General features: G+C 72.1%; 10 protein-coding genes. 8 read left to right on the top strand and 2 right to left on the bottom strand.

Annotated elements, in window-relative coordinates:
* The first annotated feature begins 20 nt into the window (after positions 1 to 20).
* From D1793_RS04080 to D1793_RS04045, 8 genes are all read left to right on the top strand, one after another.
* Complete coding sequence (locus D1793_RS04080; RefSeq protein ID WP_119021006.1) at positions 21 to 644, top strand: alpha-ketoglutarate-dependent dioxygenase AlkB; 624 nt, start codon at positions 21 to 23, stop codon at positions 642 to 644.
* A 284-nt stretch (positions 645 to 928) separates the two neighbouring features.
* The gene (locus D1793_RS04075; RefSeq protein WP_119021005.1) at positions 929 to 2944 is read left to right on the top strand and encodes a capsular polysaccharide biosynthesis protein; all 2016 of its coding nucleotides are present in this window, start codon (positions 929 to 931) and stop codon (positions 2942 to 2944) included.
* 1 nt (position 2945) lies between these two features.
* Positions 2946 to 4256, top strand: coding sequence for a capsular biosynthesis protein (locus tag D1793_RS04070; protein ID WP_119021004.1), 1311 nt, complete (start codon positions 2946 to 2948; stop codon positions 4254 to 4256).
* On the top strand, positions 4232 to 5005 hold the full coding sequence (locus tag D1793_RS04065) for an SDR family NAD(P)-dependent oxidoreductase (protein ID WP_119021003.1): 774 nt from the start codon (positions 4232 to 4234) through the stop codon (positions 5003 to 5005). Before D1793_RS04070 ends, D1793_RS04065 begins: the two co-directional genes overlap by 25 nt.
* On the top strand, positions 5002 to 6615 hold the full coding sequence (locus D1793_RS04060) for an LTA synthase family protein (RefSeq protein ID WP_119021002.1): 1614 nt from the start codon (positions 5002 to 5004) through the stop codon (positions 6613 to 6615). Before D1793_RS04065 ends, D1793_RS04060 begins: the two co-directional genes overlap by 4 nt.
* Positions 6608 to 14113, top strand: a complete 7506-nt coding sequence (locus D1793_RS04055; RefSeq protein ID WP_119021001.1) for a type I polyketide synthase — start codon at positions 6608 to 6610, stop codon at positions 14111 to 14113. The genes D1793_RS04060 and D1793_RS04055 overlap by 8 nt, the downstream gene beginning before the upstream one ends.
* Positions 14110 to 15435 (top strand): aminotransferase class I/II-fold pyridoxal phosphate-dependent enzyme, encoded by a 1326-nt coding sequence (locus D1793_RS04050; protein ID WP_119021000.1) that lies wholly within the window; start codon positions 14110 to 14112, stop codon positions 15433 to 15435. Before D1793_RS04055 ends, D1793_RS04050 begins: the two co-directional genes overlap by 4 nt.
* Before the next feature lie 4 nt (positions 15436 to 15439).
* The gene (locus D1793_RS04045) at positions 15440 to 16942 is read left to right on the top strand and encodes an autotransporter outer membrane beta-barrel domain-containing protein (RefSeq protein WP_119020999.1); all 1503 of its coding nucleotides are present in this window, start codon (positions 15440 to 15442) and stop codon (positions 16940 to 16942) included.
* On the opposite strand, the gene D1793_RS04040 is transcribed toward D1793_RS04045, so the two are convergent.
* Positions 16939 to 18000 (bottom strand): glycosyltransferase, encoded by a 1062-nt coding sequence (locus tag D1793_RS04040; protein WP_119020998.1) that lies wholly within the window; start codon positions 17998 to 18000, stop codon positions 16939 to 16941. The two genes, D1793_RS04045 and D1793_RS04040, sit on opposite strands and share 4 nt — an antisense overlap.
* A gap of 31 nt (positions 18001 to 18031) precedes the next feature.
* Positions 18032 to 20263: a glycosyltransferase family 2 protein gene (locus tag D1793_RS04035; protein WP_162899906.1), complete on the bottom strand. Its 2232-nt coding sequence runs from the start codon at positions 20261 to 20263 to the stop codon at positions 18032 to 18034.
* Positions 20264 to 20272 lie beyond the last annotated feature (9 nt).

Raw genomic sequence — 20272 nt, 5'->3', positions numbered from 1 at the left:
CGCCGTGGCATCCTAGGGCGATGCCGACCGAGATCCTGCTCCCCGACCCGCCGCTGTGGCTCACGGCGCCCCTGCTGGGGGAGCCCCATGCCTCCCGTCTGCTTCACATCCTCGATGCCGAGCTCACCTGGCAGCGCCCCACCCTGCGCCTCTACGGCCGCGAGCACGTCATTCCCCGCGCCCAGGTGTGGATGGGCGACCCCGAGGCGCACTACCGCTATTCGGGGCAGGACTTTCGCCCCGCCTCCTGGCACCCGGCCGTGACCGAGCTGCGGGATCGGGTGATCGCCGCCCTGGCAGACCACGGCACGCAAGCCGGCTTCAACAGCGTGCTGGTCAATCGCTACGCGGGGGGCGAGGAGCGCATGGGCTGGCACAGCGATGACGAGCCCGAGCTCGGACCCGACCCGCTGATCGCTGCCGTCTCGCTGGGGGCCGAGCGCCCGCTGCGCTTTCGCCTGAAGCCAGGTGCCACCTCTGGCGGAAACGCGGGAGCCGCTGCGCCCTTCAATGCCTGGCTGCCCCACGACAGCCTGCTGGTCATGGGACCCGGCGTGCAGCGTAGCCTGCAGCACGCCCTGCTGCCTCGGCGGATCCCCGGGCTGCGCATCAGCCTGACGTTTCGTTGGGTGCATCCCGGCTGACACGGGCCTCTCGCCTCCGCGATGCCCCTTGCCTGCCCCAACAGAGTTAACGGTATAAAGATAACGAAACCGCGCTTCGTCGGCCGTGTTGCCCGGCAGGGGCCCGACCCTGACGGGGCCCACGGGACCGGGGATAAGAGCCCTGTCGCCATTCGCACACAAGCATAGGTGGACGCTCACACGATGCGAATTGAAGGGTACAGCCGCATGACGTACGTTTCGCAGCCTCAGCACATGAAGACCATGAAGGATCATGGTCGGAGCCGACGCTCAGGGATTTGCCGATGGAAGGATCTATCGCAGGCTATCTGTCACGCGGCATTGGCCGCCTGACCGCACTTACCGCATTCCTGCCGGAGTTCTCTCGGGTTCAGGCACTCGGCCCGGGGCGCACCACGGCGGCGAATGCCGTTCTCGGCTGGGGCAGCAAGCCCACCGCCAGGCGTGCCCAGCGGCTGGCCAGGCGCCACGGCCTCCCCTATGTGGCGCTGGAAGATGGCTTCCTGCGCTCGCTGGGCCTGGGCGCCATGGGCTACCAGCCCCACAGCCTGGTCGTGGACCGCCGGGGGATCTACTACGACGCCTCCCGGGCGTCGGATCTCGAGTGCCTGATCATCGAGGCGGGCTTCAGCGCCGATGAACTCGCGCGGGCGCGCCAGGCCATGGCACGGATCGCCAGGCATCGCCTCTCCAAGTACAACCACGCCCCCGACCGCCCCCTGCCGCCCAGCGACCGCCAGCGGGTCCTGGTGGTCGACCAGACCCTGGGCGACGCCTCGATCCATCACGGGGGGGCCGATGCGACCACCTTCGCCAGCATGCTCCAGGCGGCACTAGACGAGCATCCCGACGCGGAGATCCTGGTCAAGATCCACCCGGATGTGATCGCCGGCAAGAAGCGCGGCCACCTGCTGGCCTATGCCCACCACCCCCGCTGCCGCGTGATCGCCGAAGACGTGAACCCCTGGGCGCTGTTCGATGCCGTCGAGACAGTGCATGTGGTCACCAGCCAGCTCGGCTTCGAGGCCCTGCTGGCCGGCAGGCGCGTGGTCTGCCACGGGCTGCCCTTCTTCGCCGGCTGGGGACTGACCGAGGACCGCCAGGCCTGTCCGCGACGGGGCATGCCGCGCTCGCTGGACCAGCTCTTCGCGGCGGCCTACCTGCGCTACAGCCGCTATGCCAACCCCTATACCGGCGAGGCCAGCACCCTGGAGGCCACCATCGACCTGATCGTCGACCAGCGTCGTCAGCAGGCGCGCCTCGCCGGCGACTGGGTCGCCAGCGATTTCTCGCGCTGGAAGCGCGGCTTCGTCGCTGACTTCCTGGGCCAGGGTTCCCGCTGCCGACACCAGCGGGGCCCCGCCGACCCGGGAAGGACGAGACCCGGCGAGCGCCTGCTGGCCTGGTCGACGGGCGTCGACGACGACCTGCACGCGGCCTGCCAGCGAGAGGGGGTGCCGCTCTGGCGGATGGAGGACGGCTTCATCCGCTCGGTGGGCCTCGGCGTCGACCTGACCCGCCCGCTGTCGCTGGTGCTCGACAGGCATGGCATCTACTACGATCCCGCCCGTCCGAGCGACCTGGAGCGCCTGCTCGAGCAGGAGGAGTTCGATGCCGATCTGCTCAGGCGCGCCGCCGCCCTGCGCCAGCGACTGGTGCGCCAGGGCCTCTCCAAGTACAACCTGACCGGCACCCGGACGCTGCCACCGGCCGACGGGCGGCCTCGCCTGTTGGTCATCGGCCAGGTGGAGACCGACGCCTCGATCGCCCGCGGCGCCGGTGAGGTGCGTACCAATGCGGCGCTGCTGGCCGCCGTTCGCCAGGCCCACCCCGACGCCTGCCTCCTCTACCGACCCCATCCGGACGTGATCACCGGTGCCCGCCAGGGGGAGCTGCCCCCCGAGGCGCGTTCGCTCCATGACCACGAGGTCGCCGATGTCGACATTGCCACCCTGCTGGAGGCGGTCGACGAGGTCCACACCATCAGCTCGTTGACCGGCTTCGAGGCCCTGCTGCGTGGCCGCCTGGTCACCACCTACGGCCTGCCCTTCTATGCCGGCTGGGGCCTGACCCAGGACCACCAGGCCTGCCCGCGGCGCCGGCGCCAGCTGTGCCTGGATGCCCTCGTGGCCGCAACCCTGATCCTCTACCCGGTCTACGTGGACCCCCGCACGCGCCAGCTCTGCAACGCCGAGACCGCCGTGGCGCTGCTGGAGCGGGAGCGCGGCCGGGGCCGTCCGCTCGGCTGGAAGACACGCCTCTACCGGGCCTACCGCAACGCCTTCATCGGGAGACACTGACGTGACCCGGATACGCCGTTCCTTCCTGTTCCTGCAGGGCGTCTGCTCGCCCTTCCACCGACGGCTCGCCGCCAGGCTTGCCGCCGACGGCCATCGCATCGTCAAGGTGCACTACAACGCCGGCGACCGGGCCTACTGGCAGCGCGGCATCGGGCCTGCCTACGACTTCCGCGAGCCGCTCGCGGCCCTGCCCGCCTTCCTGTCCGAGCTCTGGCAGCGTCACGCCATCACCGACCAGGTGCTGTTCGGCGACCAGCGCCCCGTGCACCGCACCGCCCTCGAGGATGCCGCGGCCGCCGGCATCCGCTCCCATGTCTTCGAGGAGGGCTACTTCCGCCCCTTCTGGATCACCCTGGAGCGCGAAGGGGTCAACGGCCACTCGCTGCTGCCCCGCGACCCTCGCTGGTATCGCGACGTCGCCCGGCGCCTGCCGGCGCTGCCGGCCCCGGCGCATTTTCGTTCGCCGTTTCGCGTGCGGGCCACCCACGACGTGCTCTATCACCTGGCCGGGCTCACCAACCCGCTGCGCTACCCTCACTACCGCAACCACGCGCCGGTCACCGCGCCCGTCGAGTATGCCGGCTACCTGAAGCGTTTCACCCAGCTGCGCGCCTGGAAGCCCCGGGATGCGCGCCGTATCCAGGCGCTGGTCGAGGGCCAGCGCCCCTATTTCGTGCTGCCCCTGCAGCTCAACGCCGACGCCCAGATTCGCGACCACTCGCCCTTCGCCGACATGCGGGAGGTGATGGCGCACGTCATGGCCTCCTTCGCCATGCATGCCCCGGGCGACGCCCTGCTCTGCATCAAGAACCACCCCCTGGACACCGGGCTCGACCACAATGCCCGCAGCATCGCCCGTCTGGCGCACCGCTTCGGCCTGGAGGAGCGCATCGTCTACCTCGAGTCGGGCGATCTCAATATGCTGCTCGAGCGCTGTGCCGGCACCGTGACCGTCAACAGCACCGTGGGGATCGTCTCCCTCGAGCATGGCCGTCCGACCTTCGCCCTGAGCGATCCCATCTACCATCTCGACGGCCTCACCTTCCACGGCCGACTGGATGAGTTCTGGCGGGAACCCTCCCCACCCGATGGCGGCCTGTTCGACGCCTTCCGCCGCACCGTGATGCATACCTCCCAGCTCAATGGCGGCTTCTACTGCGGCGCCGGCATCGAGCTCGCGGTGGCCAATGCGGTGCCGGCCCTGACCGCACGACGCTCCCCGCTGGAGCGACTGCTGTCGCTGGCAGCCCCCGTCCAGTGTCGCCGCCAACCGCCGAGGAGGCTCCCATGGCCGGATCGCTTGGCGTCCTGATCACAGGCGCCAGCGGCGCCATCGGCGGTGCCCTGGCCCGGGAGTATGCCGCCCCCGGTACGCATCTGGTGCTGCATGGCCGGCGACGGGAGGCGCTCGAATCCCTGGCCGAGACCTGCCGAGCCAGCGGGGCCCGGGTGGAGCTCAGCGACATCGCGCTGACCGACGATCGCCAGCTCAGTGCCTGGCTGGCCGACCTGGCCGAGCGGGACCTGCCCGATATCGTCTTCGCCAACGCCGGCCAGAACAGCCACGTGGGGGCTGCGGGCGCGCTCGAGCCCTGGGAGGACGTGAGCGAGCTGCTGGCCATCAACCTGCGCGTGCCCATGGCCATGGCCCAGGCCCTGGCGCCGGCCATGGTGCGACGCGGCCGCGGCCAGCTGGTCTTCATCAGCTCACTGGCCGCCTGGCACGGCCTGCCAGTCACGCCCAGCTACAGCGCCAGCAAGGCGGGGCTGAAGGCCTACGGCGAGGGGCTGCGCGGCCACCTGGCGCCGCATGGCGTGGGGGTCAGCGTGGTCATGCCGGGCTACGTGAGCTCCGCCATGTGCGATGCCATGCCGGGCCCCAAGCCCTGGCGCTGGTCCCCCGAGCGCGCCGCCCGTGCCATCCGCCGCGGGGTGACGCGCAACCGCGCCCGCATCGCCTTCCCGTGGCTGCTGAACCACGGCTGCTGGTGGCTCGCCGTGCTGCCCGAGTCGCTCTCCCAGCGGCTGCTACGTTGGCTCGGCTACGGAGAGCGCCCATGAGCGCCGCCCTGTGGCTGCCGCCCCTGGCCGGCCTGGGCGCAAGTGTTGCCCTCGAGGGGCTGCTGCGCCCCCACGTGCGCCCCCCCTGGCGGCGACCGCCCGCGACCCTCTGCTTGCACGGTGGCAGCTGGCTGCTGCTCTTCGCGCTCTGCCTGCTGGCCGTGCAGCGCCCCTGGTTCGCCACCGGGGGACTTCTCGCCCTGCAGCTGGTGGTGGTGCAGTCCAGCAACGTCAAGTCCAGGACGCTGAACGAGCCCTTCATCTGCCAGGACTTCGAGTACTTCGTCGATGCCCTGCGCCACCCGCGGCTCTATGTGCCCTTCTTCGGCATCGGTCTGGCGCTGGCCGCCAGCACCGCCGCTGCCCTGGCCATTGGCGCCTTCCTGTGGTGGGAGCCCTCCCTGGCGAGCCGCCTGGGCGTCGGCCCCTTCCTGGCCGCGACGAGCGCCCTCGGGATGATCGCCCTGCCGCTGCTGTGGCTGGGCCTGCGCCGGCTGCCGGCGCCCGCTCTGGAGCCCCAGGCAGACCTAGCCCGACTGGGGCTCGTCGGCGCCCTGTGGGCCTACGGGCGGCTGGCGCTCCAGCCGCTTTCGAGCACACTCCCGGCCTCACCCTTCGTCCCCCCGCCCAGGCGCCCGATCAGCGGCCGCCTGCCCGACCTGGTGGTGGTGCAGAACGAGTCCTTCTTCGACCCGCGCCCCTGGTGCCCGCTGGTGCGCCCGGACCTGCTGCCCCACTTCGATGTCCTGTGTGCCGAGGCACTCTACCAGGGGCCCCTCGTCGTGCCCGCCTGGGGCGCCAATACCGTGCGCACCGAGAGCGCCTTCCTCACCGGGCTCGATCCGGAACAGCTCGGCATTCATCGCTTCAATCCCTATCGCCAGCTGGCCCGCCGGCCGGTGCCGAGCCTCGTGGCCAACCTGCGTCGGCTCGGCTACCGCACCGTCTGCCTCCACCCCTACCCGGCCACCTTCTACCAGCGCCACCGGGTCATGCCGCGGCTGGGCTTCGAGCAGTTCCTGGATGACGCCGACTTCGCGCCCGGCGATCGCGAGGGACAATACGTCGGCGACCTGGCCGTCGCCGAGCGGGTGGCGCGGCTGCTTCGGGAAGGGCGGGATGAACGCCCACTGTTCCTCTTCGTGATCACCATGGAGAACCATGGACCGCTGCACCTCGAGCGTCCCGTGCCCGAGGACGCCTACGCCCGGCTGACGGCCCAGGCGACGCGCTCGCCGGATCATGACGACCTGGCCATCTACCTGCGCCATCTGGCCAATGCCGACCGCATGATCGCCCGACTGCGCCAGGCCCTCACCGCGCACTCGCGCCCCGGGCTGCTCTGCTGGTACGGCGACCACGTGCCCATCCTGCCCGAGGCCTATGGCCGCCATGGGCCACCCGACGGCCACACCCACTACGCCATCTGGTCCCCCCGGGCCAGCGGTTCGGCAGCGCCGCGCCAGCGGCCGGTGGCGGATCTGGGCCCCCTGCTGCAGGAGACACTGCTCGACATGGCCACGCCCACGGGCCAGGAGCGGCCGGCGCCACGCCGGCCGCGCTCAGGATTCAAGGAAGACCCAGTGAGATCAGGAGCAAGAGATGACTAGACGCGTCGCCATCATCGGGGCCGCCCATCGATTCCCCGGCACCACGCCCGAGACCTTCTGGCAGGACCTGCAGGGCGGCAAGGACATGGTCACCCGCGTCGCCGAGGAGCGCTGGAGCCAGGAGGCCTACCAGCACCCCGATCGACGCCACCCGGGGACCAGCGTCACCTTCGCCGCCGGCAGCCTGGGCGACATCAGCGGCTTCGATGCCGCCTTCTTCGGCATCTCGCCGCGAGAGGCCGCTAACATGGACCCCCAGCAGCGCCTGCTGCTGGAGCTGGCGTGGGAGGCCATGGAGGACGCCGGGGTCCCGCCCTCGCGGCTGCGCGGCAGCCAGTGCGGGGTCTTCGTCGGCATCGCCAGCCTCGACTACTTCTTCCGCATGGCCGACGATCCCGGCGTCATCGATGCCTCCACCGCCACCGGCAACACCTCGAGCATCGCGTCGAACCGGATCTCCTACGTCTTCGATCTGCACGGCCCCAGCATGTCGCTGGATACCGCCTGCTCCTCGTCGCTGGTCGCCTTCCACCAGGCCTGCCAGGCCATCCGCAGCGGCGAGACCGACATGGCGCTGGCCGGCGGCATCAGCCTGCACCTGCACCCCTACGGGTTCCTGATCTTCTCCAAGGCGAACATGCTCTCCGCCACCGGCCGCTGCCAGGTCTTCGACGCGGATGGCGACGGCTACGTGCGCTCCGAGGGGGCCGGCCTCTTTCTGCTCAAGGATCACGAGCAGGCCCTGGCCGACGGCGACCGCATCCTCGCCGTGGTGGCGGGCTCGGCGGTCAACACCGACGGCCACAAGTCGGGCCTCACCGTGCCGAGCCCCACCGCCCAGGCGGCCCTGCTGCACCAGGCCTACCGTCAGGCGGGTATCGCCCCCGACGAGATCGACTACCTGGAGGCCCATGGCACCGGCACGCCGGTGGGGGATCCCATCGAGACCCGGGCCATCGGCGACGCCCTGGCGAGAGGCCGCCGCGCTCCGCTGCCCATCGGCTCGGTGAAGGGCAACCTCGGCCACCTGGAGACCGCCTCCGGCGTGGCCGGGCTCGCCAAGGCGCTCTACAGCCTGCGCCACCGCGAGGTGCCGGCGACCATCGGCATCCGCACCCTCAACCCCAATATCAAGCTCGACGACTGGAACCTGCAGGTGGTCACCGAGCCGCTCCCCCTGAAGCCCGAGGGGCGTCTGGTGATCGGCGTCAACTCCTTCGGCTTCGGCGGCGCCAACGCCCACGTCATCCTCGAGAGCCCGCCGGAGGAGGTGCCGACTCCGGCACCGGCCATCACCGCGCCGCTGCCGCTGCGCCTCACGGCCCGCAGCGCACCTGCCCTCCGGGCCCAGGCTGGCCGCCTGGCGGCCTGGCTTGACCAGAGCGAGGCCTCCCTCTACGACATCGCCTATACCCTCCAGCACCATCGCGACCACCACCGCGAGGGGGCCCTGCTGTTCGCCGGGAGCAAGGCCGAGGCCGCAAGTCTGCTTTCCGCCTTCGCCAACCCCGAGGCCGAGGAGCGCCCGGCCGAGGTCGCCACGGGGCAATACCGGGAGGACGCCCGGGGCCCGGCCTTCGTCTATGCGGGCAACGGCTGCCAGTGGGAGGCCATGGGCGCCGAGCTGCTGGCGAGCTCCCCGACCTTCGCCACCGCCGTGGACGAGGTGGACGCCCTCTTCCGGCGCCTCGGCGACTTCTCGTTGCGCGCCGAGCTCGAGGGTCGCAACGGCACTCTCGACGATGGCGAGAGCCGCCTGGCACGCACCGAGATCGCCCAGCCCGCCCTCTTCGCCCTGCAGGTCGGCCTGACTGCCCTGCTGCGCGAGCACGGCATCGAGCCCCGAGCCGTGGTCGGCCACAGCGTCGGTGAAGTGGCCGCGGCCTGGGCCTCCGGCGCCCTCGCGCTGGCTGACGCCGTGCGGGTCATCCACTACCGCAGCCACTACCAGGGCCTGACCCGGGGCCAGGGAGAGATGAGCGCGGTGGCCATGGGGGCCGAGGAGATCGGCGAGTGGCTCGCCCGCCCCGAGCATGCGGCGGTCTGCCTCGCCGGCATCAACAGCCCCCGCGGGGTCACCCTGGCCGGCCCCGCCGAGGCGCTGGCGCGCCTGGAGCAGGCGCTCGCGGAAGGCGGCACCCTCGCCAAGCGCCTGCCCCTGGACTACGCCTTCCACAGCCCGGCCATGGATCCCATCGAAGCTGGCCTGGTCGAGGCGCTGACCGGCCTCGTGCCGGGCGCCGAGCGGATCCCCTACGTCTCCACCGTGACCGGGTCACCACTGGCCGGCCAGGCGCTTGGCGCCGACTACTGGTGGGACAACATCCGCCAGCCGGTGCGGTTCGAGGCGGCTATCGGCTCGCTGATCGACGAGGGCATCGACACCTTCATCGAGATCGGTGCCCATCCGATCCTGCGTCGCTACCTGAACGAGTCCCTGCGCGACCGGCAGTGCCAGGGCACGGTGATCGCCACCCTGGAGCGCGACGCACCGGCCGCTCGCTGCATGACCCAGGCGGTAGGCCAGGCGCTGCTTAGCGGCATCGAGGTGGATGACCGGCGCTGGTTCCCCGAGGCGGGCGCCCGGGTCGAGCTGCCCCGCTACCCCTGGCAACGCGAGCACTACTGGCTCAAGGGCACCGGCGACGGCATGGGCCTGCTCGAGCGCCACTACGCCCATCCGCTGCTGGGCTACCCGCTGGCCCAGCAGGCCAACACCTGGGAGAGCCACCTCGATACCGGGCGGCTGCCGTGGCTGGCCGACCATGTGGTCGGCGAGGGGGCGGTCTTCCCCGGCGCCGGCTTCGTCGAGGTCGCCCTGGCCGCCGCCCACCAGGCGAACGAGGCTGCGATCGTCGATATCGAGGAGCTGGAAATTCGCGCCCCGCTGCTGCTCGACGGCCCCCACGGCCGGCGCCTGCGGACACGGCTGGCGCCGGAGAGCGGCCGGCTGTCGCTCGACTCCCGCGAGCCTCAGTCGGGCAGCGACTGGCAGCTCAACGCCGTGGCCCGCATCATGACGCAGAGTCGCGGCTTCCTGCTGCGTCGCCCCGCCCCGGCACGCCCGGCGCGGGCCCCCGACGTCACCCTGACACAGCACCTGGACCTCGCGGAGCGGCTAGGCCTGCACTACGGCCCCGCCTTCCAGGCCATCGGCCATGCCTGGGTCGAGGAGCAGAGCGTGATCGGCGAGATCGCGCTGCCGGAGGCGATCACCGAGCATCTCGATGCGCTGCACCTGCATCCCGGCATCCTCGACAGCGCCTTCCAGCTGTTCCTTCCCCTGCTGGCCCACCACCGGGGCGAGGCCGATGACGATGGCCTGGCCTTCGTGCCGGTTCGCGTCGGCCGCCTCCAGTACCTGCCCGAGGGCGGGGTGCCCACCCTCGCCCAGGCCACCCTGCGCCGGCGCTCCCCCCACTCCTTCACGGCCGACTTCGCGCTCTTCGATGCCCGGGGCCAGGCGGTGGCGGTGCTCAGCGAGGCCCGCTTCAAGGCGGTACGCCTCAAGCGCCAGCACCACCAGCGCCTTGCCTACCTGGACGTGGCGCTCACCCCGGCACCGCGGCAGCCGATTCCCCTCGACCCGGCGCCACTGCAGGCCGCCCTGCCGGCGCTGCTCGACGAGCTCGCCCGGGCCACCGGCGGGCGCTTCGCCGACGAGGTCGACCCGCTGCTCGACAGCCTGGCCGAGGCGTTCGCCGCCGAGGCGCTGCAGGGCCTCGCCGGCGGCCCCCGATTGAGCCATGCCCGCTACCGCGATCTGACCCGGCAACGCTTCGCGATCCAGCCGCTGCTCGACCAGCTGCTGCGGCTGCTCGAGGGAGCCGGACGCCTCAGCCGCGACGAGCAGGGCTGGACCCTGGCCGCCGAGGACGAGCCGGTGGCGGCCACGACGATCTGGCAGCTGCTGCTGCGCGACTATCCCGACTACTTCGCCCCCGTCCAGCGCCTGGGCCGCTTCGGCCTGCACCTGCCGGCGCTGCTGGCGGGCGCCGAGGACGCCGAGTCCCTGGCCCTCGACCCCGACGGCCTGGCGCCGCTGTCCCGCCAGCTGCTGGGCGAAGAGGGCTGGCAGGCCCTCGCCGGCGGGCTGCGCCGCGCCCTGGCGCCGCTGCTGGCCAACCTGCCGGCGGGCCAGCGCCTGCGGCTGCTGGAGGCAGGCACGGCAGCCCCGGCCGTCGGCGAACGGCTCTGCGACCTGTTCGACCCCGACCGCTGCGACTACCGCATCCTGGCCGTGGATGAGGCCTCCTGGCAGCAGGCCGAGCAGCTCCAAGAGCGCTACCCGCTGATCGACATCGAACGGCTCGACGCCCCGGCCGAGGGGGGCGCACCGGCCCAGCTCGCCCTGATCACCCTCGAGCCCAGCCATCGCCAGCGCAGCCGCCGCCTGCTCGAGGCGCTTCCCGGGCGTCTCGCCCCGGGCGCCCCGCTGCTGGTGCTGGGCCTGCACCCCAGCGCCTGGCTCGATACCCTGCTGGCCACCCCGGGCCTGGAGGATGACGGGGCGCCCCTGCGGGCCACCGAGCCGGAGGAGGTCATCGCCACGCTCGCCGCCCTGGGCGCCACCGACCTGCAGACGCTGCCCCTGGGCGGGGCGGGACGCGGTGCCTACCTGATCCACGCCCGGATGCCGATGGCCGAGGCGGCGCCGGCGGTGCCGGCGGTGCCGGCGGTGCCGGCCTGCGCCAGGCGCTATCGACTGGTCGCCGACGCCGCCGGCCGCGGTATCGCCGAGCCTCTCGCCGCCGCCCTGCGGGCCCGTGGCCACGATGTCGCCGTGGTGGAGACGCCGTCGCTGCCAGCGGAAGTTCAAGAAGAGCGCCAGGGTGAGGCGCTGCCCACCACCCTGGTCGACCTGCGCCAGTCGGGGGAGCGCTGCGCCCAGGCCGCCCGCTGGCCCCACGAGCTGCAAGCCTTCGGCGAGCCGGCCGAGCTGTGGCTGGTGACCCGCGGAGTGGCTGCCATGTGGGGCCAGGGCGAGGCCAGCGAGCCACCGGCCGACGTCGCCCTGTGGGGCTTCGGGCGCTCGCTGGCCAACGAGTCCGCCCACCTGCGCCTGCTCGACCTGCCCGCCGATGGAAGGACGCCGGGCCCGGATCTCCTGGAGGCCCTGGTCATCGAGCTGACCGCCCCGGATGCCGAGAGCGAGATCGTCCTCGACGCCCAGGGCCGACGCTACGCGACCCGGCTGCGCCCCCTGCCGGCCCCCGGCACCGATCGCGTCACAGAGGCGGCGCCGCGCCGCGCCATGACCCTGGGCTTCCCGCTCCCCGGCCAGCTGCGCCACCTCGCCTGGCAACCCCGACCGCTCCCCGAGCCCGGCACCGGCGAGGTGGAGGTCGCGGTCAGGGCCACCGGGCTCAACTTCCGCGACGTGATGTATACCCTGGGCCTGCTCTCCGACGAGGCGATTGAGAACGGCTTCGCCGGCCCCACCCTCGGGCTCGAGTTCTCGGGCACCGTGGTGGCGCTGGGCCCCGGGGTCGAGGACCTGGCCGTGGGCGACGCCGTGGTGGGCTTCGGCCCGGCCAGCTTCAGCGACCGCGTCATCGCCGGGCGTAACGCCCTGGCCCCGATTCCCGAGGGGCTTGGATTCGCCGCGGCGGCCACCATCCCGACCACCTTTTTCACCGTCTACTATGCGCTGAAGCACCTGGCGCGCCTTGCCCCGGGCGAGTCGGTACTGATCCACGGCGCCGCCGGCGGGGTCGGCATCGCGGCCATCCAGGTGGCCCAGTGGCTGGGGGCGGAGATTCACGCCACCGCGGGCTCCGACGAGAAACGCGACTTCCTGCGCCTGATGGGCGTGACGCACCTCTACGACTCCCGCGCCCTCACCTTCGGCGAGGAGATCCTCGAGGCGACCGACGGTCGCGGCGTCGACGTGGTGCTCAACTCGCTGGCCGGCGAGGCGATCAACCAGAACCTGCGGGCGCTGCGCCCCTTCGGCCGCTTCCTCGAGCTCGGCAAGCGCGACTTCTACGAGAACACCCATATCGGCCTGCGGCCCTTCCGCAACAACCTTAGCTACTTCGGCATCGATTCCGACCAGCTGATGAAGGAGCAGCCCGAACTCACCGGCACCCTGTTCGCGGAGATGATGGCGCTGTTCCAGGACGGCACCCTGAGCCCGCTCCCCTACACCGCCTTCAGCGCACGGCAGGTGGTGGCGGCCTTCCGCTACATGCAGCAGGCCCGGCAGATCGGCAAGGTGGTGGTGACCCGGGAGCCCGCGATCACCGCGTCCACCGATGCGCTGCCGGACGCGCCGCTGGCCGACGCCGAGCTGACCCTGCCGGCCGAGGCCAGCTATCTGGTCACCGGGGGACTTGGCGGCTTCGGCCTGAAGAGCGCCCGGTGGCTGGCCCGCCGTGGCGCCCGCCACCTGATCCTGGTGGGGCGCAGCGGCGCCGCCTCCGAAGAGGCCCAGGCCGGGGTGGCCGCCCTGCGCGACCAGGGCGTGCAGGTCACCGCTGCCGCCTGCGACATCACCGACCGGGCGGCGCTGGCGCGGCTGCTCGACGCCTGCCGCGAGACGCATCCGCCCCTGCGCGGCGTGATCCATGCCGCCACCGTCATCGACGACGGCCTGGTGCGCAACCTGGACGCCGAGCGCATCCGGGCCGTGCTGGCCCCCAAGATCGACGGCGCCCGCCATCTGGATGCGCTGACCCGCGATGCCGAGCTGGACTTCTTCGTCCTCTACTCCTCGGCCACCACCCTGTTCGGCAACCCCGGCCAGGCCAGCTACGTGGCCGCCAACCACTGGCTCGAGGCCCTGGCCGCCAGCCGGCGCGCCCGGGGCCTGCCGGCCAGCTGCCTGCGCTGGGGCGCCATCGACGACGTCGGCTTCCTGGCCCGTAACACCCGCACTCGCGATGCCCTGCAGGAACGCCTCGGCGGCGATGCCCTGCACTCCGACGAGGCCCTGGCGGTGCTGGAGCGGCTGCTGGTCCATCACGGCGACCGCCTGGGCGGTCCGAGCCTCGGGGTGCTGGAGCTTGCATGGCATGCCCTGGCTCGCTTCCTGCCCACCGCCGACGCTCCGCGCTTCGGCGAGATCGCCCGCGCCGCCGACGACGGCGACCGCCGCTCGGAAGGCAACGAGGACCTCGCGGCCCTGTTCGCCGAGCTGCCTCCCGAGGAGCTCCAGGGGGCGGTGACCGATCTGCTGCGCGCGGAGCTGGCTGCCATCCTGCTGATCGACGAGGAGAAGATCGATGTACACCGATCGGTGTACGAGATGGGCTTCGACTCCCTGATGGGGGTCGAGCTGATGACCGCCATCGAGGCTCGCCTGGGGGTCCAGGTGCCGGTGATGGTGCTCAGCGAGGCTTCGACCCTGGAGAAGCTCGCCGGCGTGCTGATCCAGCGCCTCCAGCAGCAGGAACCGGGCGACGACGAGGGCGAGATCACCGCCTCGCTGGCCTCGCGCCACGGGGTCGAAGCCTCGGTGGCAGTGGCAGCACCCGCTGAGGAGGCCCACTCATGAGCGCCTCCCGGGAGGACCTCAAGCAGCGGCTGCTGGCCCAGGCCCGGCGGCGGCCGCGCCCGGCGGCCGCCCCGTCGGTGGGTGACGCGAAGCCGCCGGAGGAGCACGGCGCGGTGTCGGAGCACCTGACGCGCTTCGACGCCCACCCCGCCTACCAGCAGATCGCCCTGATACGCGAAGGGGCCCGCAGGCTCGGCCTGTCGGACCCCTTCTTCAAGGTGCATGAGGGCATCGCCGGCGCCACCTCGCGGATCGACGGCCGCGACTGCCTCAACTTCGCCAGCTACAACTATCTGGGGCTCTCCGGGGATCCCCGGATCAACCAGGCGGCCTGCGACGCCGTGGCGCGCCACGGCACCTCGGTCTCCGCCAGTCGCATGGTGGCCGGTGAGCGGCCCATCCACCGCGAGCTGGAGCAGGCCATCGCCGAGGCCTACCAGGCGGAGGATGCCGTGGCCTTCGTCAGCGGCCATGCCACCAATGTCTCCACCCTGGGCCACCTGATGGGCCCCAGGGACCTGATCCTCCACGACGAGTACATCCACAACAGTGCCCTGGTGGGCGCCCAGCTCTCCGGGGCCCGGCGCATCGCCTTCCCCCACAACGACCCCGACGCCCTGGAGGCGCTGCTGGCGCGTCATCGCCACCAGTTCGAGCGCACCCTGATCGTCATCGAGGGGCTCTACAGCATGGACGGCGACGTCCCTGCACTGCCCCGCTTCATCGAGATCAAGCGCCGCCACCGGGCCTGGCTGATGGTGGACGAGGCCCACTCCTTCGGCGTGCTCGGCCAGCATGGCCTGGGCCTGCGCGAGCACTTCGGGGTGGCCAGCGAGGCGGTGGATATCTGGATGGGGACCCTGAGCAAGAGCCTCGCCGGCTGCGGCGGCTACATCGCCGGCAGCCGGGCGCTGGTGGAGATGCTGCGCTACCTGGCCCCTGGCTTTCTCTACAGCGTCGGCCTGCCCGCCCAGGTGGCGGCCCCGGCCCTGGCGGCCCTTCGCCTGATGCGCCAGGAGCCCGAGCGGGTCGCGCGACTGCACGAGATCTCGCGCTACTTCCTCGAGCGCGCCCGCGCGCTCGACCTGGACACCGGCCACAGCATCGGCGCGGCGGTGGTGCCCGTCATCGTCGGCAGCTCGCCGCTAGCGGCCCGTCTCTCCCACGCCCTGTATGACCAGGGCATCAACGTGCAGCCGATCCTCCATCCGGCGGTGCCGGAGCAGAGCGCCCGGCTGCGCTTCTTCCTCTGTTGCGACCACACCCCCCAGCAGGTCGACACCACCCTCGACGCGCTGGTCACTGCCCTGAAGGAGGCCTGAGGCCATGAAGACCAAGACCCCGCTCGCCGCCACCATCGCGCTTACCGGCGCCCTCACCCAGGGCGCCGTTGCCGCCGAGGAGCTCAGCCTGCCGACGCTGATCACCCTGAGCCAGGGCATCGTGGCGTTCGACCTCGCCCCCGAGGGGGACGAATCCCCCCTGGAGGCCACCCGCGGCAGCATCATGCTGCTGGACGGCTCCACCCTGGCGATCCGCTCCCCCGACGGCAGCACGCCGCTGGCCGAGTTGCTCGACGACCGCCAGGCGACCCTGCTGTTCGAGGAGGCCCCCGGCACGCTCAGCGCCAGCAGCGGCGATCTGGCTGGCCTGGCCCTGATGCCGCCCGGCGATGCCGCCCCGCCCCCCTTCACGATCTCCACTCTGGTCGAGTCGCGTCCGCTGACCCTGGGCCAGGTCGCCTCGACGGAGGGCATCGCGACGCCCGACAGCGTCACCCTGACGTTCAACGACGAGCCCTTCACCCTGCGTCTGCCCGAAGGGAGCACGCTGGCCGACTTCTCGGGCACCACGCCGATCACCCTGGTGGACGCCGACGGCCGGGTGCTGCTCGACGAACGCTCCCTGGCCAGCCTCTCCGGCAGCGAGGCCAACGCCTTCGCCGCCCGGCTGGGCCTCCTCGACGTCGACATGGCCCTGCGGGCCGCCCAGAAGCAGGCCATGGCGCAGAGCGTCGGCGTCATCGGCCAGCAGATCGACACCGCCATGCACCCCCACCGGGAGGATCACTTCGGGCGCCAGGAGGGCCTCTACGCCTGGGTCGCCTCCGAATACCGTGACATGCAGGGCCGCACCGGCAACGGCGATTATGAGGGCGAGGGCTCCCTGGCCCTGTTCGGCGTGGAGACAAGGCGCGACAACCTGCTTGCCGGCGTCTCCCTGGGCTATGGCCAGGTCAGCCTCGACAGCCGCAGCGGGCGGATGACCACCGACCTCGGCGGGACCCTCATCGCCCCCTACGGGGCGCTCTCCCTGGCCGATGGCCGCCTGGTGCTCGACGCCATCCTGCTCTACCAGTCGCTGGATGGCACCAACCAGGCCAGCTACCGTCCAGAGGACCTGGCGCTCGACGGCCACCGCTGGGGTGGCCGCGCCTCGGGGACCTACTACCTGCCGGCGTTCGGCAGCGCCCTGGTGGGGCTCACCGCCGGCGGGCTCTACCTGGAGGATGACCTCGAGGGACACTACCTGGGGACCACCAGCGACTACGGCATCGAGCTCGGCGAGCTCTTCGCCGGCGCCACCTTGAGCGTGCCCTTTGCCACCGGGCGCTTGCAGGCCAGCCTGATCCACCATCACGACGTCACCACCGACTTCGATCGCACCGCCGAGGTGCTGGACGCCGCCGACGGCCGCACCGAGCTGGCCCTCGGCGTCTCCCACGAGCTGGCCAACGGCCTGGACGTCACCCTGCAGGGCCGCACCGTTATCGGGAGCAGCGACACGGAGTTTCATGCGCTGCAGGCCAGCATGGCCTATCGCTTCTAGGAACCCGCGGGGGCGCCGCCATCGCGGTCGCGCCAGAAGGCCACGACGTGGCGGATGTCCCCGACCCGCCGGGCGGTGTCGGCCGCCGCCCGGGCCATCCGGGCGGCCTGCACGGGATGGTCGAGCAGCCAGGTCAGGCAGCGGCACCACGCCTCCGGCGTGTCATCGGCCAGCAGGCCGTTGACGCCATCCTCGACGATCTCGGTATAGGGGGGGCGTCGCGAGTAGATGCCCACCCCGCCCATGGCGGCGATGTCCAGGAACTTGATGAAGGACTTGCCGCGGTTGAAGGGGGTGTCCAGCAGCGGTGCCAGGCCGATATGCATCCGGCGCTGGCGCTGGTAGTCGCGAAAGCGCGGCCAGGGCAGCGGCGAGGGGGTATCGCAGCGCCACAGGCGGCTGAGCTCATCCGGTACATGGGCGCCCAGCATCACCTCGAAGGCGACGTCCGTCCGCGCCTCGTGCAGCCGCACCAGGGCCGGTGCGATATGGCGCAGGTCGGCCAGGTGGGCCCGGGTCCCATGGAAGCCCACCCACCAGGGCGACTCGATCGTCGGGGGGATGTCGAAGTGCGCCAGGAGCGGCAGGGGCGCCAGCAGCGGCGGCGTGAGCAGCGCCACGCGCGGGTGCCGATCGGCCAGCTGATTGGCCAGCCCCCGGCTCGCCGCCACCACCTCGTCGGCCAGCGCCAGCAGGCGGGGCTGCTGGCGGGCGAGCCTGGCCATGCGCGCCCGATAGGCCGCCGGCAGGCTCCTGTCCGCGGCCGCGGCCGAGAGGTCATCGTCGATCAGGTAGTGGACGCTGGCCAGCGCCCCACGATGGCGCTCGAGCCAGCGCAGCCAGTCGGGGGCGAGCCCCCGGCACAGCACCACCCGGGCCCCCGCAAGGTGGCGCCGCGCCCTAGGGCCGACCCGCCACAGCGCCAGGCGCCGCCGGCGGGCCAGCTGCCGTTCGATGACGGCCCCCTCGGCCCGCAGCGTCGGCGCCGCCGACGCCAGGAAGTAGATCTCCTCGGTGGGCAGGGCCCCATCGCTCAGCACACGCCAGGGGGGGCGCATGGCGGGTACAGCCGATGAGACGCACGCGGGTTCAGCGCAGTGAGAAGTCTTCATGGATCAGGGTCAGGTTGGGGTTGTAGGCGGGGTCCTGGTCCAGCAGCCGGCCCCAGGTCTGGCGCATGTAGTCGGCCTCGCGCAGCGCCCGGGCGCGCTTCTTCGGGGTATCGTCCGCCCCGCGGGAGACCGACTCGTGGTGATAGAGCTCGGCATGGGGGGTCCAGAGGTTGCGGTAGCCCGCCTCGCGCACCTTCAGGCAGAGGTCCACGTCGTTGTAGGCCACCGCCAGATCGGACTCGTTGAGCCCGCCCACCGACTCGAAGACCTCCCTGCGCAGCAGCAGGCAGGCGGCGGTCACCGCCGAGAGGTTCTGCACCCGCTTCAGGCGCCCGTCGTAGCCGGGCTCGTGGCCCTGGAAGAAGCGATGGCCGTGGCCGGCCACCCCCCCGACCCCCAGGATCACGCCGGCATGCTGCAGGCGCCCGTCGGGATAGTAGAGCTTGGCGCCCACGCAGCCGATCTCGGGCCGACAGGCCTGGCTCACCAGCTCCCCGAGCCAGTGCCCGTCGAGGGGCTCCACGTCGTTGTTGATCAGGCCGATCAGCTCGCCCCGGGCATGGGCCGCGCCGAAGTTGTTGATGGCCGAGTAGTTGAAGGCGTGGTCCCAGCGCAGCACCCTCACCCGCGGGTCGTGTCGCGCCACCGCCTCCATGTAGGCCAGGGCCTCGGGACAGCGGCTCTGGTTGTCGAGGATGAGCAGCTCGAAGTGGCGGTAGTCGGTGCGCTCGAGGATGGCATCGACGCAAGGGCGCAGTATCTCCACCCCGTCGCGGGTCGGCACCAGCAGGCTCACCAGGGGGGCGGGCTCGGGCAGCGGCCAGCGGACCCGCACCCCGTCGGGCAGCAGGCCCGGGCTCACCTCGGCGGCCAGCCCCCGCGCCTCGAGGTGGCGGTGCACCAGCCGCCGCCAGTGCGCGGCGGGCACCGCGGGCGCCTCGGCGGCATGGTAGAGGATGCTTTGGACATGCACGCAGCGGTTCGCGGCTCGTTCGCCGTGATGGGCCAGCAGCGCCAGGGCCCGCTCCTGCACCCAGGCCTCCGGGGCCGGCGCGGCGGCTGGCACGCGCTCCTGGTCCAGCGATGCCCAGCGATCGCCGCGCAGGAAGGCCGCCCGCCCCAGGTAGGCGTGGGAGAGCAGCAGATCGGGGTTCCAGTCCGGCTTGAAGCGCGGCGCCTGGCGCCGCCCCCGGGCATCGAGGCGGTCCTCGTCGCCGTAGACCAGCTCGGCTTCGGGGTTCGCCTGAAGCGCCCGGGCCAGGGCAGTGAGCGCCCGCTCGGCCAGGCGATCCCCCGGCGCCATGACCAGCACCCACTCCTCTGGCCGAGGCGCCACCGAGGCGGCCACCTGCACGTCCGGGCGAGCGCAAAACCCATCGGCCAGCCCCAGTGGCAGTGTCGCCTCGCCTTCGCCCAGCAGCACCGCGCGCCAGCGTGCCCCCACCTGGCCCTCCAGGCTCGCCAGGGTCGTGCGCAGGGCCGAGGGGGAGGTGGTCGGGCCGACCGGCACCACCACCAGCAGCGGGGGTGCTGCGGGGTCGCCCCGCCCTGCCCGCTCAGGGGCATCGGGCGTCCGCTCCCGTGTGGCGATCCAGTGGGCGTAGTTGCGCCGGGAGCAGAGGCTGACGAAGGTGCTCTCGTACTCGCGCAGCACCAGCGTCCGCCAGCGCTCTCCCCGGCGGCGCGCCGTCTGGCGCAGGCGGCGCATCACCTGCCGCGGGGCCTGGTCCCGATAGGCCGAATGGGCATTGATCAGCCGCCTGACGAGCCGGTCCCGGGCGAAAGGCGGGGTCACCCACACCAGCCGCAGGTGGCGCAGTCGAAAATGCCCCTGCGCGTTCATCGGCGTGAAGCGAATACGCCTGACCCCGAAGGGCAGGTAGACGAGCCGTTTGGTGACCTTGCCCACCCGCAGCGGCATGTCGACGCGCACGCAGCGCTCGCCGGCCTCGAAGAGGAAGCGCGAGGCCACCGTGGTGACCGAACGCTCGGCGGCCAGCTCGATCATGTACCAGCCCGGCAGCGGCACGCCGCGGGTCGTATGGCACTCGGCCGACGCGTCCTGGAGCTCCCAGGCGTCGTCGCCCTGCGGCGAGTGGATCCCGCGGCCCGGCAGCAGCGGCAGCCGCAGGTCGATGCCCAGGGAGAGCGTGATGGCGGGCCCGTCTCGCCCCGCGCGCCCGGGGGCACCCGGGGCGCGCGTGTCCATCACGGCCTC

The sequence above is a fragment of the Halomonas sp. JS92-SW72 genome, from assembly GCF_003547075.1.
Classification (GTDB): domain Bacteria; phylum Pseudomonadota; class Gammaproteobacteria; order Pseudomonadales; family Halomonadaceae; genus Halomonas; species Halomonas alkalicola.
The sequence above is the reverse complement of the archived record's forward strand: the minus strand, read 5'-3'. Positions and strand labels throughout refer to the sequence as shown.